Consider the following 23,689-nt stretch of genomic DNA (forward strand, 5'->3'; position numbering starts at 1 on the left):
GTTTGCTGGAGGCACCGATGGTCTATGTACAGCGCGACGCCGCGGGGCGGTTGCTGCGGGTCGAATACGAGCCCTTCGAGGGAATGACGGAGAATCTGGCAGTCGAGAGCGAGGAGCTGCACACCTGGCTGACCGCCAAGGAAGAGGTCAAGGCGCGTCTGGACAGCCTCAAGCAGTCCGACCTGGAGCTGGTTCGCGTACTGGAAGACGTGGTCAGCGTGCTGGTCGAGCGCGGCGTGATCCGTTACACCGACCTGCCCGAAGCCGCGCGGCAGAAGCTCGATCAGCGAGCCATCGCTCGTGCCGAGATCGAGGGCCTCAGCGGTTTGCTTGGCGACGACGAACACAACCTGGTGTGACCAGGCGCCAGCCCGGATGCACCGGGAGGCGCTGCTTCGTCGTTCAGATGGCTGACTACGCTTCCTGCTACCAAGGCGCCGGTGCGCCGATCAGACGGCCCATGGCGCCGTGTATGCCCAACTCCGTCAACACCTCGAGTTCCCCTTCGGTTTCCACCATCTCGGCGATCAGCGGCAGATCGATGCTGTTGGTCGCACGGAAGATCGCCTCGATGAACAGCCGCTTGTCGCTCTCCTGGTCGATGGCGCGAATGTAGGTACCGTCGATCTTCAGGTAGGCCAGACCGAGATGGGTCAGGTTGCCGATCAGGCTGAAGCGTCCCCCAAAGTGCTGCAGGCCGAGGCTGTAACCAGCTTCGCGCACGTTCTGGCTCAGCGCTTCGAGCTCCGCGGGCGGCGGCAGGTGGCGCTCGTCCACCTCCAATGTCATCAGGTGTGCGGCTTCTGGATGGTTGCGCAGCATCTCCAGCAGGCGTGCCTTGCTTCGTTCGTCGCGCAGGGTGGCAGCTGACAGGCTCAGCGCCAGTGGCTGCGGATGCTGGGCCAGATGGGTGAGGCTGTGCTCGAGCATCGCCAGGTCGAAACGCGCTGCCCATCCCAGACGCTCGATCCAGGGCAGGAAGCGCCCGGCGGCGATGGCTTCGCCCTGCGGATCGAGCAGGCGTGCCAGCACCTTGTGCTGCAGCAGGCGATCGCGGTTGGCGCATTCGGCCACCGGCTGGAAGTACAGCTGCAGCTTGCCCTGGCTGAGCGCATCATCGATCCAGCTGCGCCAGTCGTGCAGGCCCTGATTGTTCTGGGCGGTGAAGTCGTCGAGGCGCTCCCAGCACCTGTCCGCATTGCTCTGCGCCTGGGCCAGGGCCTGATCGGCGCGACCGAGCACGGCGCCGGCGTCCTCGCCGGGGCGAAACGCAGCGATACCGATATGCGCCACCGGATTGCAGTCGCTGGCACCGGTCTGGCGCAGGTTGTCCAGCATGTCGCTGAGTTCGCTGGCCAGCCGCTCGGCGTCGTCGCGATTGAGGCCCGGCGCGAGCAGGGTGAATTCGCCGCCGCGGTTGCGCGAGGCGAGCCACTCGCTGCGGCCCGGGCTCTCCAGCAAACGCTTGAGCGCATCGCCCAGTGCGGCGATCAGTGCATCGGTACGCTGACCGCCGAGACGCTGGTTGAGGCCGCCGAGGTCGTTGAGGCGCAGCAGCAGCAGGTAGCCGTCGGGATGCTGCTCGCTGACCACCAGCTGGTTGCTCAGGCGGATGTCGAACTGGCGGCGGTTGGCCAGGCCGCTGAGGCTGTCCTGATAAGCCTCCTCGCGCAGCTTCTCGCTGCGCGAGGCTTCTTCGGCGAACAGGGTCTTGAGTTTGTCGACCATCTGATTCATCGCCAGCACCACACGCTTGAGCTCCGGCGTGCGGGGCACGCGGGGTAGGGTGAGGAACTCGCGGCGGCTGATGGCCTGCGCCTGTTGCACCATGTTGTCCAGCGGGCGCAGCTGTGTGCGCAGCAGCCAGCCACCGAGCACGGCGCTGACCAGGCCGCACAGCAGCAGCCAGAACAGGCTGCCGAGGGCGCTGTCCCACAGCTTGGCCAGGGCGAACTGCGGATGGCTGAGCACCTCGACCCTGGCGGCCTGTTCCCAGCCACGCATGATCAGCGCATCGCCACCCTGGGGCTGCAGATCGACCAGATCGACGAACCAGCCGGGCACGTTTTCGGGCCTGATTTCGGTGGTGCGCTCGACGATCACGCTGTCGTCGGGAATGCGCACCACGCGGATGCTGGCGAAGTAGCCACTGTCGAAGATCGAGCTGACCATCAGCTCGATCATCGCCGGGTCGTCCACGTGCGGCGTCATCGACAGCCCCAGCGCCGTGGCGGCGTCCTGGGCATGCGAGCGCAACTGGCTGATCAACTGTTCGCGCGAGCTCTCCACCCCGGCGATGAAACTGCCGGTGAAGGCCACTACCAGAAACAGGCAGATGGCGAGAAACAGTTGCTTTAGTAGGGACATGGATCTTTCCTCCTAGCAGGCCGTTGAAAAACTACCTGCGTTGGCAATACTCCGTTCAAAACGGCCTCAAAATGCTCATTTACAGCTCGTAAAGTCGAGCGCGACTCCGACCGTTTTTCGGCCGTTTTTGCGGGGCCGCCATCGGTATTGTCTTGCCTGCCTCGCTCACGTTTTCATCGGCCTTTTAGCCTTCGCCAATGGCGAAGCCCTCCGCACGCATTTTTTTCAGGATGTCCTGCCAGCGGGAGAGCTTCTTGGTATCGCTCTTGCGCGTGTTGGAACCCGCCAGGTAGAGCCCTTCGGCATTGAAGGCGTACACCGGCAGCAGGTCCTTGCGTTGCGAGGCAGGGCGAATGTCGTTGATCAGATTGTCCAGCACCAGTGGCTCGGCGGTGGGGCTGGCGTAGTAGGTCAGCACCATGTGTGCCTGGTTGTAGTTGAGTGCCTTGACGTAGGTGATGCGCAGCTTCTCGCTGGGAATGCCGAGGCGACGCAGGGTGAAGTACTTGGCGATGGAGTAGTCCTCGCAATCGCCGGCGCCCTTGACCAGCATCTCCACGGGGGTGGCCCAGTAGTCGTTCTCGCGCCAGAGCTGAATGTCGTCGACGAAGCGGATGGTACGGTTGAAGAAGCGATTGACCTCGTTGAGCTTGTCCGCCTCGCTCAGGCTGGCGCTGCTCTTGATCAGGTCTTGCCAGTCGAGAATGCGCTTGCGTGCCGGCCCGAGGTTGCCGTAACGGTTTTCCGCGTTCTTCACGATCAGGGCGAAGTCCCAATCGGCTGCTGCCAGCGCGGCCAGCAGCCCGCCGCCGATCCACAGGATCAGCAGCCGCAACCGCCATCCCTGAACGCGCAGCCTTCGCATGGGGTCGTCGTCTCCAGGCTCGATTCGCAGAGTCTAGGCGAGGTGTCGGCTTTTTGCCGGCCGCTTCGCCAGAGCCCGAAAGCGGTGTCAAAAGGTTGTCGATGAAGTGATCAAGCCGCATTCTGCAAGCCGAGGGAATGCCGCTGGGCTTACGCAGCGTATTCAGGGATTGGGCAGGGTCTTCTGCTTGAGGATGTACAGGCTGACCAGCACGGCGCTGCTGAGCATGAATACCCGCGCCCAGACCAGGGGCACCAGATAGCAGGAGAAGCTGATGCTGGCCCACATCAGCACCAGGGCGTAGACCTTGCCCTTGAGCGGAATGCCCTGGCCCTCCAGATAGTCGCGAATCCACGGCCCCAGCCTGGGATGGGTGACCAGCCAGATGTAGAAACGCCGGGAACTGCGCACGAAGCAGGCCGCGGCCAGGAGCAGGAAAGGCGTGGTAGGCAGTACCGGCAGGAAGATGCCGATCACCCCCAGCGCTACGCTCAGCCAGCCGATGGCCAGCAGCAGATAGCGAACGCTGCGGTGACGGCTTTCTTGGATTTCGCGCGGCATGGGCGGATCGTGAGGGCAGCGGCAGGGCGCCAGACCCTGCCGCGTACGATCAGTGCTGGCGGGGCTTGAGCAGCGCAGGCTTCTCTTCCGGTGCCTGGCACAGCAGGAAGAGGGCGGTGAGCAACTCGGGAATCTGATCGATCATGCTGTCGACCAGATCGCGGTCACGGGCGATCTCGGCGAACTCGGGCTGCTCGTCGAACAGGCCGGAGCCGACCATGATCGGCAGCAGCAGCTCGCTGACCTCGTCCTCGGCGTCCTCGAACCACACGGCTTCACGCAGGAACACGCCTTCCATGAAGCCGATGCACCAGCCGCGCAGATCGGAGTCGTCCGGGTCCTCGCCCAGGTCCAGCTCGCAGGGCAGTTCGGGTTCCTCTTCACCGGCCAACTGGCGGGCGATGTGCGCCTTGAGGTGGACCAGGGTGTTCTCGATCTCCTCGCGCTCGGCTTCGCTGCGGTAGTGCGGCGGCTCGGCGAACAGGGCGTCGATCCATTCGCGCTCGGGTACCTGGTCCGGGCAGATCGCCAGGGCGGTGAGGTAGCCGTGGGCGGCCACGTAGTCCAATGCCTCTTCGTGCAGCTCGTCGGCATCGAGGAAGGCTTGCAGGCGTGACAATTGCTCGGCGAAGGACATCGTGGGGCTACCTTGAAGGAGTAAACGAGGCTGGATTCTAGTCCACAGGCGCCCCAGCGGCCATAGCGGCAGGGCCGGGCGGCGTTAAAACTGCGGCTTCGGACGGGCAGGTGCCTGTTGAGCGCCATCGTGCGGCATAATGCGCGGCTCGATTCGGAGGCCTTCATGCTCGACCACGCCCTGCGCATTCTCAAAGACGTTTTCGGCTATGACGCCTTTCGCGGCAACCAGGCCGCGATCATCGAGCGCGTGGCCGCGGGCGGCGATGCCCTGGTACTGATGCCCACCGGTGGTGGCAAGTCGCTGTGCTATCAGGTCCCGGCGTTGATGCGTGAGGGGCTGGCGGTGGTGGTTTCACCCCTGATCGCGCTGATGGACGATCAGGTGGCGACGCTCGAGGAACTGGGTGTGGCGGCGGTGGCGCTGAATTCCACCCTGAGCGCGGATGAGCAGCGCGAGATCGCCGAGCGCATTCGCCGTGGGCAGATCAAGATGCTCTACCTGGCCCCCGAGCGCCTGGTGCAGCCGCGCATGCTGAGTTTCCTGCAGGGCCTGGATATCGCCCTGTTCGCCATCGACGAGGCGCACTGCGTGTCGCAGTGGGGGCACGATTTCCGCCCCGAGTATCTGCAGCTCGGTCAGCTCGCCGAGCTGTTCCCACAGGTGCCGCGCCTTGCCCTGACCGCCACGGCGGACAAGCGCACCCGCGAGGAGATCGTCCAGCGCCTGCACCTGGACAACGCCGAGCGCTTCCTGTCGAGCTTCGACCGGCCCAACATCTTCTACCGCATCCAGCCCAAGGATCAGCCGCGCAAGCAGCTGCTCGGCTTTCTCGCGGCGCGCAAGGGCGATGCGGGCATCGTCTACTGCCTGTCGCGCAAGAAGGTCGAGGAGGTCGCCGACTTTCTCAGCAGCCAGGGCTTCCCGGCGCTGCCGTATCACGCCGGCCTGCCCAACGAGCTGCGCGCCTATCACCAGAAGCGCTTTCTCAACGAGGAAGGGCTGATCATGGTGGCGACCATCGCCTTCGGCATGGGCATCGACAAGCCCAACGTGCGCTTCGTCTGCCACCTGGATCTGCCCAAGTCGCTGGAGGCCTACTACCAGGAAACCGGCCGCGCCGGGCGTGACGGTTTGCCCGCCGATGCCTGGATGGCGTACGGCCTGCAGGACGTGATCTTCCTCAAGCAGATGCTGGCCAACTCCGAGGGCGACGAGCGCCACAAACGCATCGAACAGCACAAGCTCGACGCCATGCTCGCCCTGTGCGAGGAAACCCGCTGCCGTCGCCAGGCGCTGCTGGCCTATTTCGACGAGGAACTGCCGCAGCCCTGCGGGCATTGCGACAACTGCATTGATGGCGTCGAGACCTGGGACGCCACCGAGCCGGCGCGTCAGGCGCTGTCGGCTATCTACCGCAGCGGCCAGCGCTATGGCGTCGGCCATCTGGTGGACATCCTGCTCGGTCGTGACAATGAGAAGATCCGCGCCGCCGGGCACCAGCACCTGGCCGTGTTCGGCATCGGCAAGGGATTTTCCGAGGTCGAGTGGCGCACCCTGTTCCGCCAGCTGGTCGCTCGCGGCCTGGCCGACGTCGACCTGGACGGCTTCGGCGGCCTGCGCCTGAGCGAGACCTGCCGGCCGCTGCTGCGCGGCGAGGTCGGTCTGCAGCTGCGCCGCGAACCCAAGCCCGCGCAGGCAGCCAAGGCCTCCAGCAGCGCCGCCAGTCAGCTGGTGCGCGGCCACGAGCGGGACATGTGGGAAGCGCTGCGCAGCCTGCGGCGCAAGCTGGCCGAGGAGCACAGCGTGCCGCCTTACGTGATCTTCCCCGATGCCACGCTGCTGGAAATGCTGCGCAGCCAGCCCGGTTCGCTGAGCGAGATGGCCGAGGTCAGCGGCGTGGGCGCGCGCAAGCTGGAGCGTTACGGCCAGGCCTTCCTGGAAGTGCTCAATGGGGGCGGCGCGGACGAGGCGCCGGCTCCGGTGGCCGATCTGCGTCACGAACTGGTCAGCCTGGCACGCGCCGGCATGACCCCGGCGCAGATCGCCGGTCAGCTGAACTGCTCCGAAAAGAACGTCTACAGCCTGCTGGCCGAGGCGATTTCCGCGCAGCAGCTGAGCCTGGAACAGGCGCTGGACCTACCGGAAGACCTGCTGGGTGAGATTCAGGAGAGCTTTCTCGACGGCGAGGGCGAGCTGCCTGCGGTAGGCGAGATCGCTCCGCTATTCGCCGGCCGCGTCGACGAAGCGGTGCTCTACTGCGTGCGCGCGGCGCTGCAGGCCGAGTTCGAGCTGTGAGTCGGCGTGCCGGAATGGTGCTGGCGGCACGGCGATGACGCAGCTAAGGTGTGGGGCAGACCGCCACTGAACGAGGTAACGGTGCGCACTTATCACGCCTGGCTAGATGACGTTCGCCCCAGCCCCTATGCCGACCAGCTCAGCCTGGGGTTCCGTTGGTTGCGCTTCTCCCGTGTACTGGAGCGCGAATACCGCACCCATTTACTGGACGAGAGCTTCGAGCTCAAGCGCATCGCGCTCAGCACGGCGATGGTCATCTGGCTGGCCCTTGCCGCGCTGGACCTGATGCTGGTGCAGCCGCCCCATCTGGGGTGGATTCTGGCCGTGCGCGTGCTGGTACTGGTCATTCTGGTGGGCTGTGGCGGCCTGATCCTGCAGCGCCGGTACATCCGCCTGCTCTTGCCGCTGAGCATGGCCTGCATCCTCGCCCTGGGTATTGGGGCTGCGGTGATCGTCGGCATCGCCCATGACGCCGACCCCAGCTATCCGTACGAGGGGCTGCTGCTGGTGAGCATGGCCGCCTATTTCCTCGTCGGCCTGCGCCTGAGCGAGGCGCTCGGCTGTGCCCTGGCGGTACTGCTGGCCTACATCGGCGCCGAGTGGCTTGCTGGCCTGCCGCTACCGCGGTTGATCAACAATGTGCTGTTCCTGCTGTTCGGCAACCTGATCGGGGCGGTGGGCTGCTACCTGCTCGAATACAAGTCGCGCGAGTACTTTCTCATCAGCCGGCTGATGCGCCTGCTGGCCGACCGCGACAGCCTCACCGGCCTGCACAACCGGCGCAGCTTCAACCGCCAGTTCGAGCGTCTGTGGCGCCAGGCGCAGCGCGATGGGCAGTCGCTGGCACTGCTGCTCTGCGACATCGACCACTTCAAGGCTTACAACGATCACTATGGCCATCAGGCCGGTGACACCGCGCTGCAGCGGGTGGGGGCGCTGATCGAGCAGGCCGCCCGGCGCCCGCTGGACATGGGGGTGCGTCTGGGCGGCGAGGAGTTTGCCCTGCTGTTGTTCGATATCGGTCCCGACGAGGCCAGGCAGCGCGCCGAGGCGTTGCGTCAGGCACTGGAGGCGGCCGGGATTCCGCACCAGAGTTCCGACAGTGCAGCGGTGCTGACCATGTCCATCGGCGTCGCCTGCCTCAGCCCCGGCACCGAGGGCGAGTTGAGCCAGATCTACGAGCAGGCGGACCGTGCCCTGTACGAGGCCAAGGCGTTCGGGCGTAACCAGGTGGCGGCCTGACGCCATCGCGTTCGTGAGCGGGACGTAACGGGGCGTCTTGGTCGCATCCTGAAACGCTCGGCCACAATCTGGGCTTGCTCTATGCAAAGGGTTATGGCTAGCTACCTAATAATTAGTTTTTGACCTTTGTATGAGTCCGCTTGCCCATGTCCTACCCCGATCAACACCGCTTCGCCATGCAAGTCGCCCAACTCTCCCGTGCCTGGCGCTCCGAACTCGACCGGCGCCTGGTCGGCCTCGGCCTGTCCCAGGCGCGCTGGCTGGTGCTGCTGCACCTGGCGCGATTCACCGAGATGCCGACCCAGCGCGAATTGGCGCAGAGCGTGGGGGTCGAAGGGCCTACCCTAGCGCGGTTGCTCGACAGTCTCGAGACTCAGGGGCTGGTGACGCGCGTCGCCGTGCCGGAGGACCGCCGGGCCAAGAAGATCGCCCTGCAGCCCAAGGCGCAGCCGCTGATCGAGAAGATCGAGGCGATCTCCACCCAGCTGCGTCAGGAAGTGTTCGCCGGCATCGACGAGGAAGATCTGCGGCGCTGTCAGCAGGTACACGCCAGGGTGTTGGGCAACCTGCTGAAGTAACTTCACCTTAGCGATGTCAATTTTTCGGCCGGTTCTCGGTCGTTCGTCTTTTTTCGTCCAAATTTTGACTGTCAAGCCTTGATGGCATTATGACTTCATCGGCAAACTAGCGACCAGTCCGCTACTTTGTGAATTAGTAGCCATAATGCAATACGAGCCGGCCCCGACAGGGACTTCGTCACCGCGCTCGGCCCTTTGTTCAGGGCGCCAGCCTCCCGGCCATGGGATGCTCATACAGGAAGTTGAGGAGGCGGCGTTCGAGCCTGGAAAACCCTGGAGGTCACATGGCTCGGGTGCGTCAGTTGATGTTGGGTTTGGCGTCGGGTTCTGCGCTCTATTCGGGCATGGCGCCGGCGCTCGGGTTGGGTGAGATCACCCTGCATTCGGCGTTGAATCAGCCTTTCGAAGCCGAGATCGAGTTGCTTGAGGTCGGCGATCTCGGTGCGCAGGATCTGCGCGTGGGACTGGCACCGGCCGAAGTCTTCAGTCGCTCGGGTGTCGAGCGCTTCTATTTTCTCAACGACCTGCGTTTCACGCCCTTGCTGCGCGGCACGCGCAGCGTGATCCGGGTGGTTTCCAGTCGCCCGGTACGTGAGCCCTATCTGAATTTCATCGTCGAAGTGGCGCGCCCGGGTGGTCAGCTGCTGCGCGAGTACACCGTGCTGCTCGATCCGCCGGGCTCGTCTGCCTACACCGCCGTGGCGGCCTCCAATGCAGCGGCGCCCACGCAGTCAAGCAGTGCTGCAGCGCCGGCTGCTGCTCCGGTCAGAAGCGTCACTGCCCCCAGCGCTGCGCAAGGGCATCGCCATCAGGTGGTTCGTGGCGACAGCCTGTGGTCGATTGCGGCTCGACTCCGCGAGCAGGGCAGTACGCTGTCGCAGCAGGCGCTGATGGAGGGCATCCTCGCCCTCAATCCGAGCGCCTTCGCGGGGGGCGATCCCAGCCGCCTGCAGGCCGGCGCACAGCTGTTGCTGCCCGATGCCGCCCGTGCGAGCGCTGCAGCCCCGGTTGCCGCCCAAGCCCCTGCCGCGGCGGAGCCGGTGGTCGAGCCTGCAAGTGCACCGCTGGCGGCGCAGGAATCGACTCCAGAACAGACGGAAAGCCTGCAGCAGTTGCTTGAGAGACAGCGCCAGGTCGATCTGGAGCTGGCCAACCAGGCCGCCGAGAACCTGCAGCTGCAGCAGGGCCTGGCGCAACTGCAACTGCAGCTGCAGCAACTGCAGGAACAACTGGTACAGAAGGACGCGCAACTGGCCGAGCTGACGCAGCAGAGCAGCGCCGCAGCACCGGCGCAACCGCCTGCTGTCGTCACCGAACCCGTTTCGCAGCCCGCGGCCGCCGAGCGTAGCGGATTCTCCCTGTTGCTGGCCGGGGGCGTGGCGTTGTTGCTGTTGTTGCTCGGCGCCATGCTCTGGGCCGCGCGCCGACGCGACAAGGCCGGGCCGGTGGTTCAGGTGCAGCCCAAGGCGCAGCGACAGGCCCCGGCACCCCAGGCGCGGGCCGCGGCCGTTGCGACGCCTGAGTCGGAGTCGGAACCTGAGCCGGTGGCGGTGGTTGCGCCTGTTGCCAGGCCGGCGCCCGCTGTGCAGCGGGCGCCGGGTCCGGTCGATCCGCTGGAGGCGGCCAATGTCTACATCGCCTATGGCCGCATCAACGAGGCGCGTGGCGAGCTGAGCAAGGCGCTGACCCTGGAGCCGCAGCGCAGCGATCTGCGTTTCCGCCTGCTGGAGGTGCTGGCGCAGCTCGGCGATGGCGCAGGCTTTGCCCGCGAGGAGGCCGTGCTGCGTGCCGAAGGCTTCGACGAGGCGCGCATCGATGCGCTCAAGGCTCGCCATCCCGGCTTGCACCATGCGGAGCCGTTCCAGGCCAGCGAGCCCGAGGTGCAGCAGCCATTGGCCCAGGCGCAGCCCGTTGCCGAGCCCGATTTCCAGCTCAACCTCGACGACCTGTCGCTGGATGCCGACTGGGACCTGGTCAGCCCGTTCCCTGCGGCGCGCAGCAAGCCCAAGGCCGCTGCCCAGCCCGAGTTCGATCCGTCTTTCTCCAGCAATCTGCAGGAGTTGCCGGAGGTGTTCGAGATGCCCGACGAAGGCGGTGGTCTCAGCGCCTTCGGCGAGATGGAGATGGTGCTCACGGATGAGGCGCTGGACGACAACTTCCTCGACGCCTTCGCCGGTGAAGCCGATGCCACCGCGGCCCTGCAGGGTGACATCGACCAGTTGGCGGGCAATCCCCAGCACATGGCCAAGCTCAACCAGGCTCTGGCCTACATCCAGCAGGGCGATCTGGCCACTGCCTGCGACATCCTCAACGAAGTGATCGATCAGGGTGATGACGAGCAGAAGCGGGCCGCGCGCCAGCTCCTCGCAGAAATCGCCTGACCGCGGTCGCCGAGCCCTTCACCCAGGCCGCGCCATGCGCGGCCTGGGCGTTTCAGGCGGGCTGAGCTTTCGGCCGGCAGCCTCAGAAACTCTTGCCGAGGTTGAGATACAGCGCCTTTTCCCGCTCGTCGTTGAAGCCATAGCTGAAGTTCAGCGGTCCCAGCGGCGTGTCCAGGCCGAGGAAGATGCTCGCCGCGTTGATGTAGCCGCTGTCGAAGGCATTGTCGTTGTTCCAGGCCCGGCCGCGTTCCAGCGACATGCCCAGGTACAGGGGGAAGTCCAGCGGCAGCAGAGAACGCTGGGTCAGTCGGCGGTAATAGACCATTCGCGCCAGGGCCACGTTCTGACCGCTCAGCGCGTCCTGGCGAAAGCCTGACAGCTCCTGCGCACCGCCGAGGACGAAGCCCGAGGTGACGACATCCGCCTCGTCCAGGGTGCGTCCGTAGCGACCGCCCAGCACCCAGGTATTGGCCTCTACGCTGAACACCTTGCTCAGTTCCAGCTGCCATTGGCGGTACTCGTCGTCCGCGCCCAGGCCGCTGTCGTACTGGCGCAGCAACAGACCGATGTCTTCACCGCGGCGTGGGAAGTCGAGGTTGTCGAGGGTGTCGAAGGAGTACTTCAGCTCGTAGTAGCCCTCGCTGAAACTGAAGCTGGGCAGATCGCGCTCGCCCACGCGCACGTCCGCCTCGCCCCATGCCTGGCCGATGCCGAAGCGGATCTCGCCGTTGTTGGCGATCTGCCGGCCGAGGTTGAGGCCGTAGCCGTAGCGCTCCAGGCGGTACTCGGCGATGGGGTCGTTGTCCACTATGGCTTCGATGTTCTGCGCCTCACCGAACAGATAGGGCGCGGCGAAGTAGCGCGAACCGGCGTCCAGCGGCTGATAGAACTCGCTGTACAGCTCCTGACGGTCGCCGAGCTGCAGGCGAGTCAGCCATTCGGCTCCCAGTTCGTTGATGCCGTTGACGCGGTAACTGGCGCCAATGTTGAAAGTGCTGTCGCCGCGCATGTCATCGGACAGGTTCAGGCCCAGGCGCAGGTAGTCGGTGCCGGTGCGCTTGCCGCGCGCATCGATCACCAGCGCACTGCCGCGTTCATCCAGCGGCGCCACGCGATACTGCACGCGCTCGAAGTAATCCAGGCCGTACAGCGTGCCCATGTCTTTCTGCAGTCGCTCCACATCCAGCGGCTCGTCCAGTGGCTGACGGATGTGCCGGCGGATCACCGCATCTCCGACCTTGGAGTCGTTCTCCACGCGGATTTCCCGGATCACCGGCGTGCGCTGCTCGCGCGAGCGCGCCATGGCCAGCGCCGGGCTGCCGGCCGTGCTGCTCTGCAGGCGCGCCAGACGCTCGGCCTGGATCTGCGTGGCCCGGTAGCCGGCCTCGATCATCTGCTCGGCACGGTCGAAGTCGGCCACGCCGAAGCCCGCCAGCGGCGGCTGGATCAGCACGTCGTCGGTCTCCAGCGTGCCGAGCTGTGCCTCGGAGTTCTTGCGCATCATCAGGTTGATCGACTGGTTCATCACGTCGACCACGGTGAGCAGGTCCTTGGCTGGTTTCAGCGGCATGCCGAGGTCGACCACTATGACCCGATCCACCCCCATCTGCCGCGCCACGTCGATCGGCACGTTGTTGACCATGCCGCCGTCCACCAGCAGACGGCCGTCCAGCTCCACCGGGGCGAACACCGCGGGGATCGACATGCTGGCGCGCATCACCTGGGGCAGGTGGCCGGTGCGCATGATCACCTGCTCGCCGGTAACCACATCGGTGGCCACGGCGCGGTAGGGGATGGGTAACTGATCGAAGTCGCGGGTCGCGCTGCGATGCACCATCAGGCTTTCCAGCAGCAGCGCCAGGTTCTGCCCCTGGATGACCCCCAGGGGCAGTCCGAGGCTGCCATCATCGCGGAAGCTGAGCTTCTGCTTGACCAGGAAATCGCGGTCGTCCTGCTTGCGGCGAAAGGGTATGTCCTCACGTGGCGGCGAGTCCGACAGGGCCTGTTGCCAGTCCAGTTCCAGGGCCAGGCGCTCCAGTTCCGCCACCGAATAGCCGGCCGCGTACAGACCGCCGACGATGGCGCCCATGCTGGTGCCGGCGATGGCGTCGATGCGCAGACCCTGTTCCTCCAGGGCCTTGAGCACGCCGATATGTGCCAGGCCGCGGGCGGCGCCACCAGAGAGCACCAGGCCGACGCGCTCGCTGGCGATGGTGGGCAGGCTGGACAGGGCGAGCAGGCAGATCAGCGAACAGAGCAGGCGGCGCATGGCGGTTTCCGGCAGGGGCAGGACGAAAGGCGGCTATTATAGGCGCCACGCCCCAGTCCAGAGCCCTAGCCATGCCTGATCAGAAGCCCGAAATCGTCATCACGTATTGCACTCAATGCCAATGGTTGCTGCGCGCTGCCTGGCTGGCCCAGGAGCTGCTCAGCACCTTCGCCGACGAGCTGGGCAAGGTCAGCCTGGAGCCGGGCACCGGCGGCGTGTTTCGCATTCTCTGCGATGGCGTGCAGGTCTGGGAGCGCAAGGCTGATGGTGGCTTCCCGGAGGCCAAGGTGCTCAAGCAGCGCGTGCGCGACCAGATCGACCCGTCCCGCGACCTCGGCCATAACGACAGGTAGGGTGCGCTGTGCGCACCATGGCCTCTCGGGCGCATAGACCGGAGGCGCCCCTCACCCTCAACGCGCCATACGCGCCGACACGAAGATCGCACCGACGATCAGCACGCCGCCGGCCAGCATGCGCAGGGTCGGTTGTTCGCTGAACAGCCACCAGGCGAAGAGGATGCCGTAGACCGGCTCCAGGGCGAAGATCACCGCCGTGGTGCGCGCCTTGAGCACACGCAGGCTGGCGACGAACAGGCTGTGGGCCAGGCCCGTGCAGAAGATCCCGAGCATCGCCAGCCACAGCCAGTCCATCGGTCGCACGCTGGGCAGCAGCGGCCAGGCCAGCGGCATGAAGCAGACGAACACCGTGAGGTTCTGATACAGCGCCGCCTGTACCGGGTCGAGGCCGCGCGTACTGGCGCGGTTGAGCAGTGACAGCAGGGCGAACAGGAAGCCGGATAGGACCGCCCACAGCAGCCCGCCGGTGGCGGTGCTGGCAAGACTGAATTCCGGGGTGACCAGCACCAGCCCCAGGCAGACCACGCCGACCATGGCGAACTCCATGGGACGCGTTCGCTCGCGAAACAGCAGCCCTTCCAGCAATACGGTGAACGCCGGGAAGCTGGCGAAGCCGAGGGTGGCGATGGCCACGCCGGCGACCTTGACCGCTTCGAAGAAGGTCACCCAGTGCGCGCCCAGGAGCAGCCCGCCGATGGCCAGCAGGGCGACCTGGCGCAGGTTCGGGCGTAGCGCGTTGCGATTGCGCCAGAGCACGGCCGTCAGGCCCAGGGCGAGGATGGCGAATAGCGCCCGGCCGCCGGCGATCATGTTCGGGGTGGTGGCTGCCAGCTTGCCGAAGATGCCCGACAGACCGAACAGCAGGGCACCGAGGTGAATTGCCAGCAGGGCATTACGTTCCTTCATGCCAGGCGCGCCCCGTTGGGCAGCGGCCTGTCGAAACCGGCGAGCACGACGCGCTGTTCGCTGTCGTAGACCCCCGTCACCAGGATTTCCGAACGTACGCCGGCGATGCGCTTGGGCGCGAAATTACACACGCACAGCACCTGGCGGCCCGGCAGTTCGTCGCAGCTGTAGTGAGCGGTGAGCTGGGCGCTGGAGGTCTTGAGGCCCAGCTCGCCCAGGTCCACCTCCAGCACGTAGGCCGGCTTCACGGCCTTCTCATTGGGGCGAGCGCTGCGAATGGTGCCGACGCGCAGCTCCACCTTCTCGAAATCCTGCCATTCGATGGTTTGCATGGGATGCTCCTTGTTGATGCGGCGCAGTCTAGGTGCCGCAGACCCGAGCTGTCTGTCGCGGGAGTGATGAGTTTTGTCGCAAGGCTCTCGGCAGCGCGCAGGGTGCGCCGCGCGCACCAAGGCCAACCGATCGTTCCGGTGCGCGCCCATGCCTCCAGGACTACCTTCGGTGCGCACGGCGCACCCTACACAGGAGTCGGAGGCGCCGATAGGCAACTAGCGGCCGCGGCGCAACTGTCGCGGGGTCATGCCCAGGTGGCGGGAGAGGGCGGCGGTAAAGGCGCTCTGCGAGGCGTAGCCGACCCGCGCCGCCACCTCGCCGACGGGCAGGTCACTGTCCAGCAGCAGGCGTTCGGCCAGGCGCAGGCGCTGCAGGCGCAGATGCTCCATGGGCGTGCGCCCGGTCTCGGCGAGAAAGCGCGCGTGAAAGCGCGCCACCGAAAGGCCGGCCAGACGGGCCAGGTCGGCGACCTGCAGTGGGCGCGCGGCATGCTGCTCGATATAGCTGTCCAGCGCCGCCAGCGGCAGGCCGCCGGGCTGCACGTGCTGCCCGCCACAGGCCAGGCTGCCGAGCAGCAGCGCCGCGCCCTGGTTGGCGATCACCGGGTCGTTGATCGGGCTGCTGGCGAGCCAGCTGAGCAGCTGGCCCTGCACGGGATCGAGTTGCATCGCCCGTGGCTTGTCCAGCAGGCGCTGGATACTGTCGGCATGGTGGCCGAGTTGCCGTTCGAGCCAGTCGTTGGCCGGCAGGTCCAGCACCAGGCACTGACTGCCGCGCGGGCTGCCGCAGGCATGGCGAGCCTCGGCCGGTACCACGGCCAGCTGGTGGCGCAGTACTCGGCTGCCCTGATCGGCCACCTCGAACTGCAGCTCGCCGGCCAGGCCGAACACCAGCTGGGCGTGGTCGTGGCTATGGCAGAGCACTTCGTGGCTGTAATGACGCAACGACAGGATCGGGGGCATGGCGGCTTCCTCGGCAACCGTCGCAGTGTACCGTCTGGCCAGGGTTCCGCGCTGCGTCATCGAATCGTCGTTGCATTGTCACAAGCCTTTCACCGCTACGCCTCAAGCTCGTCTAAACCCAGCCGGAGGCCGCCCATGACCAGCGCCCAGCTCGCCAAGCCCACCCGCAAGCAACGTGTCCGCACCCTGTGGATCTCCGACGTGCACCTCGGCACCCGCGACTGTCAGGCCGAGCACCTGGCGGCCTTCCTCAAGCGCTATCACGCCGACCGCATCTACCTGGTGGGTGACATCATCGACGGCTGGAAGCTGCGCGGCGGCATCTACTGGCCGCAGGCGCACACTAACGTGATCCGCCGTCTGCTGACCATGAGCAAGCGCGGCACCGAGGTGATCTACGTCACCGGCAACCACGACGAGTTCCTGCGCCGCTATTCCAGCCTGATGCTGGGCAACATCCAGCTGGTCGACGAGGCCGAGCACGTCACCGTCGACGGCCGCCGCCTGCTGGTGATCCATGGCGACCAGTTCGACGTGATCACCCGCTACCACCGCTGGCTGGCCTTTCTCGGCGACTCGGCCTACGAATTCACCCTGACCCTCAACCGCTGGCTCAACCACTGGCGCAGCCGCTGGGGCTATGGCTACTGGTCGCTGTCGGCCTACCTCAAGCACAAGGTCAAGACCGCGGTGAACTTCATCAGCGACTTCGAGGAGGCCATCGCCCACGAATGCGTCAAGCGCGGCCTGCAGGGCGTCGTGTGCGGTCACATCCACCACGCCGAGATCCGCCAGGTCGGCGGGGTGGAGTACATGAACTGCGGCGACTGGGTGGAGTCCTGCACGGCGCTGATCGAGCACTGGGACGGGCAGATCGAGCTGTATCGCCTGGCCGAGGCGCAGGCGCGCCTGGTCGGTGAGGAACAGGCCGCTGCCGTGCTCGAGACCGGCGCATGAGGATACTGATCGTCTCCGACGCCTGGTCGCCGCAGGTCAATGGCGTGGTCACCAGCCTGGCTGCCCTGGTGCGCGAGCTGCGCGGCCTGGGTCATCAGGTCAAGCTGCTGTCGCCGGCGGATTTTCGTTCAGTGCCCTGTCCGACCTATGCGGAGATCCCGCTAGTGTGGGATCTGTGGCGGGTCGGCGCGGCGATTCGCGACTTTCGCCCCGACTGCGTGCATCTCGCGACCGAAGGGCCGCTGGGCTGGGCGGCGCGCAACTGGTTGAACAAGCGCGGCCTGGCGTTCTCCAGCGCCATCCATACCCGCTTTCCCGAGTACGTCAGCACACGCTGGCCGTGGATCGCACCGCGCTGGGGCTACGCCTACCTGCGGGCCTTCCACCGCACCAGTCAGGCGGTACTGGTAACCACCGAGCGCCTGCGCGAGGAGTTCGCCGGCTGGCACCTGCAACGCCTGCAGCTGTGGCGCAAGGGGGTCGATACCACCTTGTTTCGTCCCGAGCAAAGCCGCCCACGGCCGCCGCATCCGGTGTTTCTCTACGTCGGGCGTATCGCCCCGGAGAAGAACCTCGAGGCCTTTCTCGATCTGCAGCTGCCCGGCGAGAAGCGTGTGGTCGGTGATGGTCCGCAGCGCGAGGCGCTGCAGCTGCGCTATCGGCAGGTACGCTTTCTCGGTTATCGCCATGGCCAGGCGTTGGTCGAGGCCTATCAGGATGCGTCGGTACTGGTTTTCCCCTCGCGCACCGATACCTATGGTCTGGTGATGCTCGAGGCGCTGGCCTGCGGCACGCCGGTGGCGGCCTTCCCGGTGGCCGGGCCGCTGGATGTGCTGCAACAGGGCGTCAGTGGGGTGCTGGATGACGATCTGGGCGCGGCCTGCCTGGCGGCGCTGGAACTGGATCGGGCGCGCTGCGCCGAGCTGGCGGCTGCGCAGTCCTGGCGGGCTTCGGCGCTGGAGTTCCTGGCCCTGCAGCCGCTGATCGACGGCGAGCCGGCGGCGCTGGGCGAGGCGTTGGTGGACAGTCGGTAGCGGGTTTTCCCTGTGTGCACGGCGCATCCTGCGCGAGCGTGCTCCGCGCGAACCTTACAGAATGACCTTGTCGCGCAGCTTCTCGGCGGCCTGGTTGAGCGCCTGGATCACCCGTTCCTTGTCGAAGTTCTGGATGCCGTTGGTGTCCAGATACATGGAGAAGCCCGGCAGCTCGTGCTCGACGTAGCTGGAGGTGGCGCCCAGGTCGCGGCGGAAGTCCACCACCTGGTAGATCTGCACCGGACGGGTGAAGCCCTTGACGGTGATCTGGCCCTTGTCGCGGCACATGATCACGTCCTTGACCAGCGAATAGGTCTCGTGGGAGATGAGGATCTCGCCGGCCTCGGCGGCGCTTTCCAGGCGGCTGGCGAGGTTCACGTCGCGGCCGATGATGGTGTAGTCCATGCGCGTGTCGGCGCCGAAGTTGCCCACGGTGCAGTAGCCGGTGTTGAGGCCCATGCGGATTTCCAGCGGCTTGGTGATGCCCTGGGCGCGCCACTGCTGGCGCAGCACCTTCATGTGCTTGCGCATGGCGATGGCCATGGAAACCGCGGCCACCGCATCCTTCTTGGCGCCCTGGCTGGAGGGGTCGCCGAAGAACACCATGACGCTGTCGCCGATGAACTTGTCGATGGTGCCGCCATACTTCAGGCAGATCTTCGACATCTCGTTGAGGTAGGTGTTGAGTAGATCGGTCAGGGCCTCGGCTTCCAGCTCCTCCGACAGCTCGGTGAAGCCCTTGATGTCGGAGAAGAACACCGTCAGCTTCTTGCGCTGGGTTTCCAGACGCACGCTCTTCTTGCCGGTGAAGATCGACTCCCACACCTGCGGCGACAGGTACTTGGCCAGGTTGCGCGCCAGTCGCGCGGCCTTTTCCTGCTCGCGCTTGATCTCGCTGCGTACCTGGGCCAGGCGCAGGCCCTGCTGGTTGACGAAGTAGGCGGTGATGCAGATGTACAGGGTGGCGAAGAGAATGCTGACCAGCGCCACCAGCGTCGGGGTTTCCGTGTGCGGCTGCACCTCCACCACGGCGGCGCACAGGGCCATTGCGCTGGCGGCCACCAGCAGGGCCAGGCCCAGGTAGCGCAGGCCGCCGATGACCAGGGCGCTGAAGCTCAGCGTCAGCAGGAACATCAGGCTGGGCACGGTGGAAAAGCCGAGCAGCACCGAGGCGGCGCCGGCATGCAGGGCATCGATGAACAGCAGGGCGAGATCGGTCTGTTGCGGATGGTCGCGCTTGAAGCGGCGGCTCAGGTTGTGCGCCAGATGGGGGTAGAGCAGGGCGTAGGGCACCATCCACAGGATGTCGTAGGTGAAGTGCCCGACATAGGTTCCGGCGGCGACGCTGGCTGCTGTGGCGATATAGGCCAGTACGCGCGAATAGTATTCGCGCAACGGCGGCGTCGGCAGCCCGTTGGCACGGCTGAGAGTGACTGACTTCATCTGCTGGAACTGTCCCTGCTGGAATTCTGACGTCTCTTGTCGGACGCTCGAAGGTGGTCTGCAAGACCTGAGCCAGTGGCTCAATGGGCGGGGATCATAACCAAGGGGTGGCGGTCAGCCAAGCGCGCCCGCCGAGTGGCGCCAAAGTAGTGGCAGGCGGTCGGCAAGAGATCCGCCAGGCGGCGGTGCGCAGCGCCGGCATTCGCTTGCCGGTGCGCACCGCGGAAGGCGCGCGTTGCTGCGCGCAGCGTACCCTGCGAGGCGGCTAGAAGCGGATACGGCCGGTAAAGGCATCCTTGAGCATCACCCAGTCGCCCATCAGGCTGTACAGGGGGTATTGAAAGGTCGCCGGACGATTCTTTTCGAACACGAAATGGCCGACCCAGGCGAAGCCGTAGCCGACCAGGGGCAGCGTCAGCAGCCACAGCCACTGCTGGCTGAGCAGGGCATAGGCGAGAATCGCCAGCACCAGCAGACTGCCGACGTAGTGCAGGCGGCGGCAGGTGGGGTTGCTGTGCTCCTGCAGGTAGTAGGGGTAGAACTCGGCGAAGCTCTGATAGCGTTCTTTGCTCTGGGCGGTCATGGCGCACCTCCTGTTATTGTCATGCTTGAGTTTAGGGTGGCTGTCTCCTCGGGCCACTGACTTAAGGTGCCAGTCTAGTATCCTTGCGCCGCCAACCCCGAGCTTGTTGGCCCACCACAAGAACAAGACGATGAGCGAGAGAACCACATCCTCCAACTGGGCATTGGCCATCGTGCAGGCACTGGAGCTGGGCGGCGTCGACTGCGTCGGCCTGTTCGCCGAGCTGGGTCTGGACTATGCCGCGCTGAACGATCCCGATGCACGCTTTCCGCAGGACGGCATGACCCGCGTGTGGCAGCACGCCGTGGCGCTGTCGGGCAATCCGGCGATCGGGCTGAACATGGCGCAGGTGGTGCGCCCGGCGTCCTTCCATGTCGTCGGTTATGCGCTGATGTCCAGTCGCAACCTGCGCGAGGGCTTCACCCGCCTGGTGCGCTATCAGCGCATCATCGGCGAGGGGGCGGACCTGAACCTGCTGCCGCAGCCCGATGGCTATGCCCTGACCCTGGCCATTCACGGCGACCGCCTGCCGCCCGCGCGGCAGAGCGCCGAGGCGTCCCTGGCCTACTGCCTGGCATTCTGTCGCTGGCTCACCGGTAAGCCCATTCGCCCGCGGGAGATCCGCTTCCAGGGGCCGCCGCCGGCGGACCTCGGGCCTTACCAGCAGGTCTTCCAGGCCCCGCTCAGGTTCAATGCCGAGCACTATGGCCTGATTTTCGAGCGCAGCGATGTCGAGGCGCAGCTGCCCAGCGCCAACGAGGCCCTGGCCCAGCTGCACGATCGTTTCGCCGGTGATTATCTGGCGCGCTTTTCCGGCAGCCGCGTCACCCACCAGGCGCGTCAGGTGCTGTGTCGCCTGCTGCCGCAGGGCGAGCCGCGGCGCGAGACGGTGGCGCAGGCACTGCATCTGTCGCAGCGCACCCTGCAGCGCCGTCTGCAGGAGGAGGGCACCAGCTATCAGCAACTGCTCGACGACACCCGCCGCGACCTTGCCGAGCAGTATCTCGGCCAGGTCGATCTGACGCTGCTGGAGGTCGCCTATCTGCTCGGGTTCGCCGACCCGAGCAACTTCTTCCGCGCCTTCCGCCGCTGGTTCGGCGAAACGCCGGGGGAATACCGCGCGCAGCGCGGGTTCGCCTCCTGAGCGGCGCTGCCGGTCTCAGTGCCGCCAGAAGCTGGCGGTGAACAGCACCAGCACGGTGACGATTTCCAGACGCCCGAGCAGCATGCCGGCGGCCAGCACCCACTTGGCAGCATCCGGCAGGCTGGCGAAGTTGCCGGCCGGCCCGATGATCGGCCCCAGGCCCGGGCCGACGTTGCACACCGCCGTGGCGGCGCCGCTCAGCGCGGTCAGCGGGTCCAGGCCGAGCAGGGCGAGAAACAGGGCGATGGCGCCGATGGTCATGGTGATGAAGAAGGAGAAGGTAAGGATCGAACGGACGATTTCCTCATCGAGGTTGTGCCCGTTGTACTGCTGCTTGATCACCGCGCGCGGGTGCACCATCTGCTTGAGGTTGGCATGCAGCAGGGTCAGCGCGACCTGGAAGCGGAACATCTTCAGACCGCCGGTGGTAGAGCCCGAGCAGCCGCCGACGAAGGTCAGGTAGAAGAACGCCATGACCGCGAAACCGCCCCAGGCGGTGTAGTCGCCCAGGGCATAGCCGGTGGTGGTGGCCACCGAGATGATGTTGAAGCTGGCCAGTCGTATGGCGTCGATCAGGGCGTGCTCGGAGTTGAGCCAGAGCCAAAGGCTGAACAGCGCGCAGGTGATCAGCAGCATGCCGACGAAGCCGCGTACCTGCTCGTCGCGGAGCAGGGCCTTGCGGTGCCCGCGCAGGCTGGCGACATAGAGCGTGAAGGGCAGGCTGCCGAGAACCATCAGGACGATGGCGACCCAATGGCTGGCAGGATCGAACTTGCCCATCGACTGGTCGGAGGTGGAGTAGCCGGCGGTGGAGATCGAGGTCATCGAATGGTTGATGGCATCGAACCAGTTCATGCCGCTCAGCCAGTAGGCGATCACTCCCAGGATGGTGAAGGTCAGGTAGACGAAGACGATGTACTTGGCCGCCATGTGCGAGCGCGGCATGACCTTCTCGCCCCAGTCCGAGGATTCGGTCTGGAACAGGCGCATGCCACCGACGCGCAACAGCGGCAGAATCGCCACGGCCATGGCGATGAAGCCGATGCCGCCCAGCCATTGCAGCATCGAGCGCCAGATCAGCAGGGCCGGCGAGGCGTCGTCCAGCCCGCTGAGCACGGTGGAGCCCGTGGTGGTGACCCCGCTCATGGTCTCGAAGAAGGCATCGGTGAAGCTGATGTGATGCAGCAGCATCATCGGCATCGCGGCGAACAGACACACCACCAGCCAGCTGCAGGTGGTCAGCAGGTACATGTCGCGAGGGCGCAGCTTGAGGTTTTCCGGACGCCCCGGCACCACCAGAAGCAGACCGATGATCAGGGTGATCATGCTCGACCAGAGGAAGGCATTGAGGTCTTCCGGATGTTCGAAGACCAGCAGGGTCAGCATGGGAATGACCATGCTGACGGCCAGGGTGATCAGAAAGATGCCGATGATGAAACCGATGATGCGCAGCGTCGGCAAGGCCATGGAGTGGGCTCAGGCGGGTTGGAAAAGGCGCCATTCTACCCGCGCACGGGCGGCTGTAAACCGCCGCGCTCAGACCCTGTGAAGCGTAGCGGGCTAGGTCGAAACTGGCGAGCCGGTGCACCCTGTCCGTTGCCAGAGCCTGTTCCGGGCAGGCTGGCGCTCCCGTCAGCTGCCACGCTGCATGGGCGAGCGGAGCGGCTTTCAGCAGCCCGATGAGCAGGGGCTTTACAAGCCCATGGCCGCGCATAGAATAGCCGCCAGTTGCCGGCGTCCGCCGGTTTCCGAGCTCTCCTCAAATGTCCGAAGCCAATCCCTGCCTCACGTGCGGCGCCTGCTGCGCGTTCTTTCGTGTGTCCTTCTTCTGGGGCGAATGCCAATCCGCGGGCGGTAGCGTGCCGGACGAGCAGGTCATCCAGATCAGCCCTCACTACGTCGCCATGCGCGGCACCGAAAGCAAGCCGGCGCGCTGTACCCAGCTGCTGGGCGAGGTTGGCTGTGGCGTTCGTTGCACCATGTACGAGCAGCGTTCGAGCAGTTGCCGCGAATTCGAGGCTTCCTGGGAGAACGGCGTACACAACCCGCGCTGCGACGACGCGCGCAAGGCGCACGGTCTGCCGCCGCTGACGCCGCCCGTACAGCCGGTGGTGTCGCCGGACCGCGTCGCCTGACCTGTCTCGGGCTGCGAGCCTGCTAGAATGCCGCCTCCTTGTTTTCGGAGGTGGCCAATGGAGGCTCTCGACGCTCTGCTCAACCGTGTTTCCGTGCCGCGCCTGGTCGATCCGGCCCCGGATGCGGCGCAGCGCGAACTGCTGTTTCGCGCGGCCTTGCGCGCACCCGATCACGGTCAGCTGCGCCCCTGGCGCTTTCTCACGATAGAGGGGCAGGCCCGTGAGCGCATGGGCGAGTTGTTCGCCGACGCGTTGCTGGCAGCCGATGCCCAGGCGCCGGAAGAAAAATTGCTCAAGGCCCGCGGCATGCCCATGCGGGCGCCGTTGCTGGTGGTGGTGATCGCGCGCATTCAGGCTCATCCCAAGGTGCCGGCGTCCGAGCAGGTGATCGCTGCCGGTTGTGCGGCCCACGGCATTCTGCTGGCCGCTCACGCCCAGGGCATCGGCGCCGTCTGGCGCACCGGAGACATGGCCTATGACGCTCATGTGGCCAAGGGCCTTGGCTTGGCAGCGGACGAGCAGATCATCGCCTATCTCTACCTCGGTACGCCGGAGCGCGAATTGCGCCGTGCGCCCGAGCTGGCGCTCGAAGATTTCGTCAGCGCCTGGAACGGCTGACAGCTGCGTCCGGTGAGCCT

22 protein-coding genes are annotated in these 23,689 nt (G+C 65.9%); 11 read left to right on the plus strand and 11 right to left on the minus strand.

Translation table 11 applies throughout. The features are described 5' to 3' along the window. The first annotated feature begins 17 nt into the window (after nucleotides 1-17). Nucleotides 18-359, plus strand: coding sequence for a hypothetical protein (locus tag L1F06_RS08645; protein ID WP_003243469.1), 342 nt, complete (start codon nucleotides 18-20; stop codon nucleotides 357-359). A gap of 67 nt (nucleotides 360-426) precedes the next feature. Here L1F06_RS08645 and lapD read toward each other — a convergent pair whose 3' ends face one another. The 4 genes from lapD to L1F06_RS08665 form a co-directional block, all read right to left on the minus strand. After that, nucleotides 427-2,367 (minus strand): cyclic di-GMP receptor LapD, encoded by a 1,941-nt coding sequence (gene lapD / locus L1F06_RS08650; protein ID WP_129483585.1) that lies wholly within the window; start codon nucleotides 2,365-2,367, stop codon nucleotides 427-429. Between the two features lie 184 nt (nucleotides 2,368-2,551). Continuing rightward, entirely contained in the window at nucleotides 2,552-3,232 is a 681-nt protein-coding gene (gene lapG, locus L1F06_RS08655; RefSeq protein WP_003243472.1) for a cysteine protease LapG, read from the minus strand. A gap of 162 nt (nucleotides 3,233-3,394) precedes the next feature. Further along, nucleotides 3,395-3,793 (minus strand): YbaN family protein, encoded by a 399-nt coding sequence (locus L1F06_RS08660; protein ID WP_012018301.1) that lies wholly within the window; start codon nucleotides 3,791-3,793, stop codon nucleotides 3,395-3,397. A gap of 49 nt (nucleotides 3,794-3,842) precedes the next feature. Continuing rightward, entirely contained in the window at nucleotides 3,843-4,430 is a 588-nt protein-coding gene (locus L1F06_RS08665) for a UPF0149 family protein (RefSeq protein ID WP_003243474.1), read from the minus strand. 165 nt (nucleotides 4,431-4,595) lie between these two features. Here L1F06_RS08665 and recQ point away from each other — a divergent pair, with 165 nt between their 5' ends. From recQ to L1F06_RS08685, 4 genes are all read left to right on the plus strand, one after another. Then, the gene (gene recQ, locus L1F06_RS08670) at nucleotides 4,596-6,728 is read left to right on the plus strand and encodes a DNA helicase RecQ (RefSeq protein ID WP_129483584.1); all 2,133 of its coding nucleotides are present in this window, start codon (nucleotides 4,596-4,598) and stop codon (nucleotides 6,726-6,728) included. Between the two features lie 81 nt (nucleotides 6,729-6,809). Further along, nucleotides 6,810-7,970, plus strand: coding sequence for a GGDEF domain-containing protein (locus L1F06_RS08675; RefSeq protein WP_129483583.1), 1,161 nt, complete (start codon nucleotides 6,810-6,812; stop codon nucleotides 7,968-7,970). 146 nt (nucleotides 7,971-8,116) lie between these two features. Beyond that, nucleotides 8,117-8,548 (plus strand): MarR family transcriptional regulator, encoded by a 432-nt coding sequence (locus tag L1F06_RS08680; protein WP_003243479.1) that lies wholly within the window; start codon nucleotides 8,117-8,119, stop codon nucleotides 8,546-8,548. Between the two features lie 284 nt (nucleotides 8,549-8,832). Next, nucleotides 8,833-10,929 carry a motility hub landmark protein FimV gene (locus tag L1F06_RS08685; protein ID WP_252576752.1) on the plus strand — a complete coding sequence of 699 codons (2,097 nt, stop codon included), beginning with the start codon at nucleotides 8,833-8,835 and terminating at the stop codon, nucleotides 10,927-10,929. 82 nt (nucleotides 10,930-11,011) lie between these two features. Here L1F06_RS08685 and L1F06_RS08690 read toward each other — a convergent pair whose 3' ends face one another. Then, entirely contained in the window at nucleotides 11,012-13,198 is a 2,187-nt protein-coding gene (locus L1F06_RS08690) for a patatin-like phospholipase family protein (protein ID WP_129483582.1), read from the minus strand. Nucleotides 13,199-13,269: 71 nt separating this feature from the next. Here L1F06_RS08690 and L1F06_RS08695 point away from each other — a divergent pair, with 71 nt between their 5' ends. Then, nucleotides 13,270-13,551: an Rdx family protein gene (locus L1F06_RS08695; RefSeq protein ID WP_096826773.1), complete on the plus strand. Its 282-nt coding sequence runs from the start codon at nucleotides 13,270-13,272 to the stop codon at nucleotides 13,549-13,551. Between the two features lie 57 nt (nucleotides 13,552-13,608). On the opposite strand, the gene L1F06_RS08700 is transcribed toward L1F06_RS08695, so the two are convergent. From L1F06_RS08700 to L1F06_RS08710, 3 genes are all read right to left on the minus strand, one after another. Further along, nucleotides 13,609-14,460: a DMT family transporter gene (locus tag L1F06_RS08700; RefSeq protein ID WP_012018306.1), complete on the minus strand. Its 852-nt coding sequence runs from the start codon at nucleotides 14,458-14,460 to the stop codon at nucleotides 13,609-13,611. Continuing rightward, complete coding sequence (locus tag L1F06_RS08705) at nucleotides 14,457-14,792, minus strand: tRNA-binding protein (RefSeq protein WP_003243487.1); 336 nt, start codon at nucleotides 14,790-14,792, stop codon at nucleotides 14,457-14,459. The genes L1F06_RS08700 and L1F06_RS08705 overlap by 4 nt, the downstream gene beginning before the upstream one ends. Before the next feature lie 216 nt (nucleotides 14,793-15,008). After that, nucleotides 15,009-15,755 (minus strand): AraC family transcriptional regulator, encoded by a 747-nt coding sequence (locus L1F06_RS08710; protein ID WP_096826771.1) that lies wholly within the window; start codon nucleotides 15,753-15,755, stop codon nucleotides 15,009-15,011. Between the two features lie 135 nt (nucleotides 15,756-15,890). Between L1F06_RS08710 and L1F06_RS08715 the strand changes: the two genes are divergently transcribed. Together L1F06_RS08715 and L1F06_RS08720 are read left to right on the plus strand one after the other, a co-directional pair. Further along, nucleotides 15,891-16,712: a UDP-2,3-diacylglucosamine diphosphatase gene (locus L1F06_RS08715; protein ID WP_003243490.1), complete on the plus strand. Its 822-nt coding sequence runs from the start codon at nucleotides 15,891-15,893 to the stop codon at nucleotides 16,710-16,712. Further along, nucleotides 16,709-17,746 carry a glycosyltransferase family 4 protein gene (locus L1F06_RS08720; protein WP_129483581.1) on the plus strand — a complete coding sequence of 346 codons (1,038 nt, stop codon included), beginning with the start codon at nucleotides 16,709-16,711 and terminating at the stop codon, nucleotides 17,744-17,746. Before L1F06_RS08715 ends, L1F06_RS08720 begins: the two co-directional genes overlap by 4 nt. A gap of 54 nt (nucleotides 17,747-17,800) precedes the next feature. Here L1F06_RS08720 and L1F06_RS08725 read toward each other — a convergent pair whose 3' ends face one another. Then, nucleotides 17,801-19,189 (minus strand): adenylate/guanylate cyclase domain-containing protein, encoded by a 1,389-nt coding sequence (locus L1F06_RS08725; RefSeq protein ID WP_012018308.1) that lies wholly within the window; start codon nucleotides 19,187-19,189, stop codon nucleotides 17,801-17,803. A 265-nt stretch (nucleotides 19,190-19,454) separates the two neighbouring features. Continuing rightward, nucleotides 19,455-19,772 (minus strand): Mpo1-like protein, encoded by a 318-nt coding sequence (locus tag L1F06_RS08730; protein WP_129483580.1) that lies wholly within the window; start codon nucleotides 19,770-19,772, stop codon nucleotides 19,455-19,457. Nucleotides 19,773-19,902: 130 nt separating this feature from the next. On the opposite strand from L1F06_RS08730, the gene L1F06_RS08735 reads away from it, so the two are divergent. After that, nucleotides 19,903-20,916, plus strand: coding sequence for an AraC family transcriptional regulator (locus tag L1F06_RS08735; protein WP_012018309.1), 1,014 nt, complete (start codon nucleotides 19,903-19,905; stop codon nucleotides 20,914-20,916). 15 nt (nucleotides 20,917-20,931) lie between these two features. On the opposite strand, the gene L1F06_RS08740 is transcribed toward L1F06_RS08735, so the two are convergent. Next, on the minus strand, nucleotides 20,932-22,383 hold the full coding sequence (locus L1F06_RS08740; RefSeq protein ID WP_003243501.1) for a TrkH family potassium uptake protein: 1,452 nt from the start codon (nucleotides 22,381-22,383) through the stop codon (nucleotides 20,932-20,934). A 296-nt stretch (nucleotides 22,384-22,679) separates the two neighbouring features. Between L1F06_RS08740 and L1F06_RS08745 the strand changes: the two genes are divergently transcribed. Both L1F06_RS08745 and L1F06_RS08750 read left to right on the plus strand, forming a co-directional pair. Then, on the plus strand, nucleotides 22,680-23,051 hold the full coding sequence (locus L1F06_RS08745; RefSeq protein WP_003243503.1) for a YkgJ family cysteine cluster protein: 372 nt from the start codon (nucleotides 22,680-22,682) through the stop codon (nucleotides 23,049-23,051). Between the two features lie 57 nt (nucleotides 23,052-23,108). After that, a complete protein-coding gene (locus L1F06_RS08750; protein WP_129483579.1) occupies nucleotides 23,109-23,669 on the plus strand; it encodes a nitroreductase family protein in 561 nt (186 codons plus the stop codon). Nucleotides 23,670-23,689: the final 20 nt, after the last annotated feature.

The organism is Pseudomonas hydrolytica (genome assembly GCF_021495345.1).
Classification (GTDB): Bacteria; Pseudomonadota; Gammaproteobacteria; order Pseudomonadales; family Pseudomonadaceae; genus Aquipseudomonas; species Aquipseudomonas hydrolytica.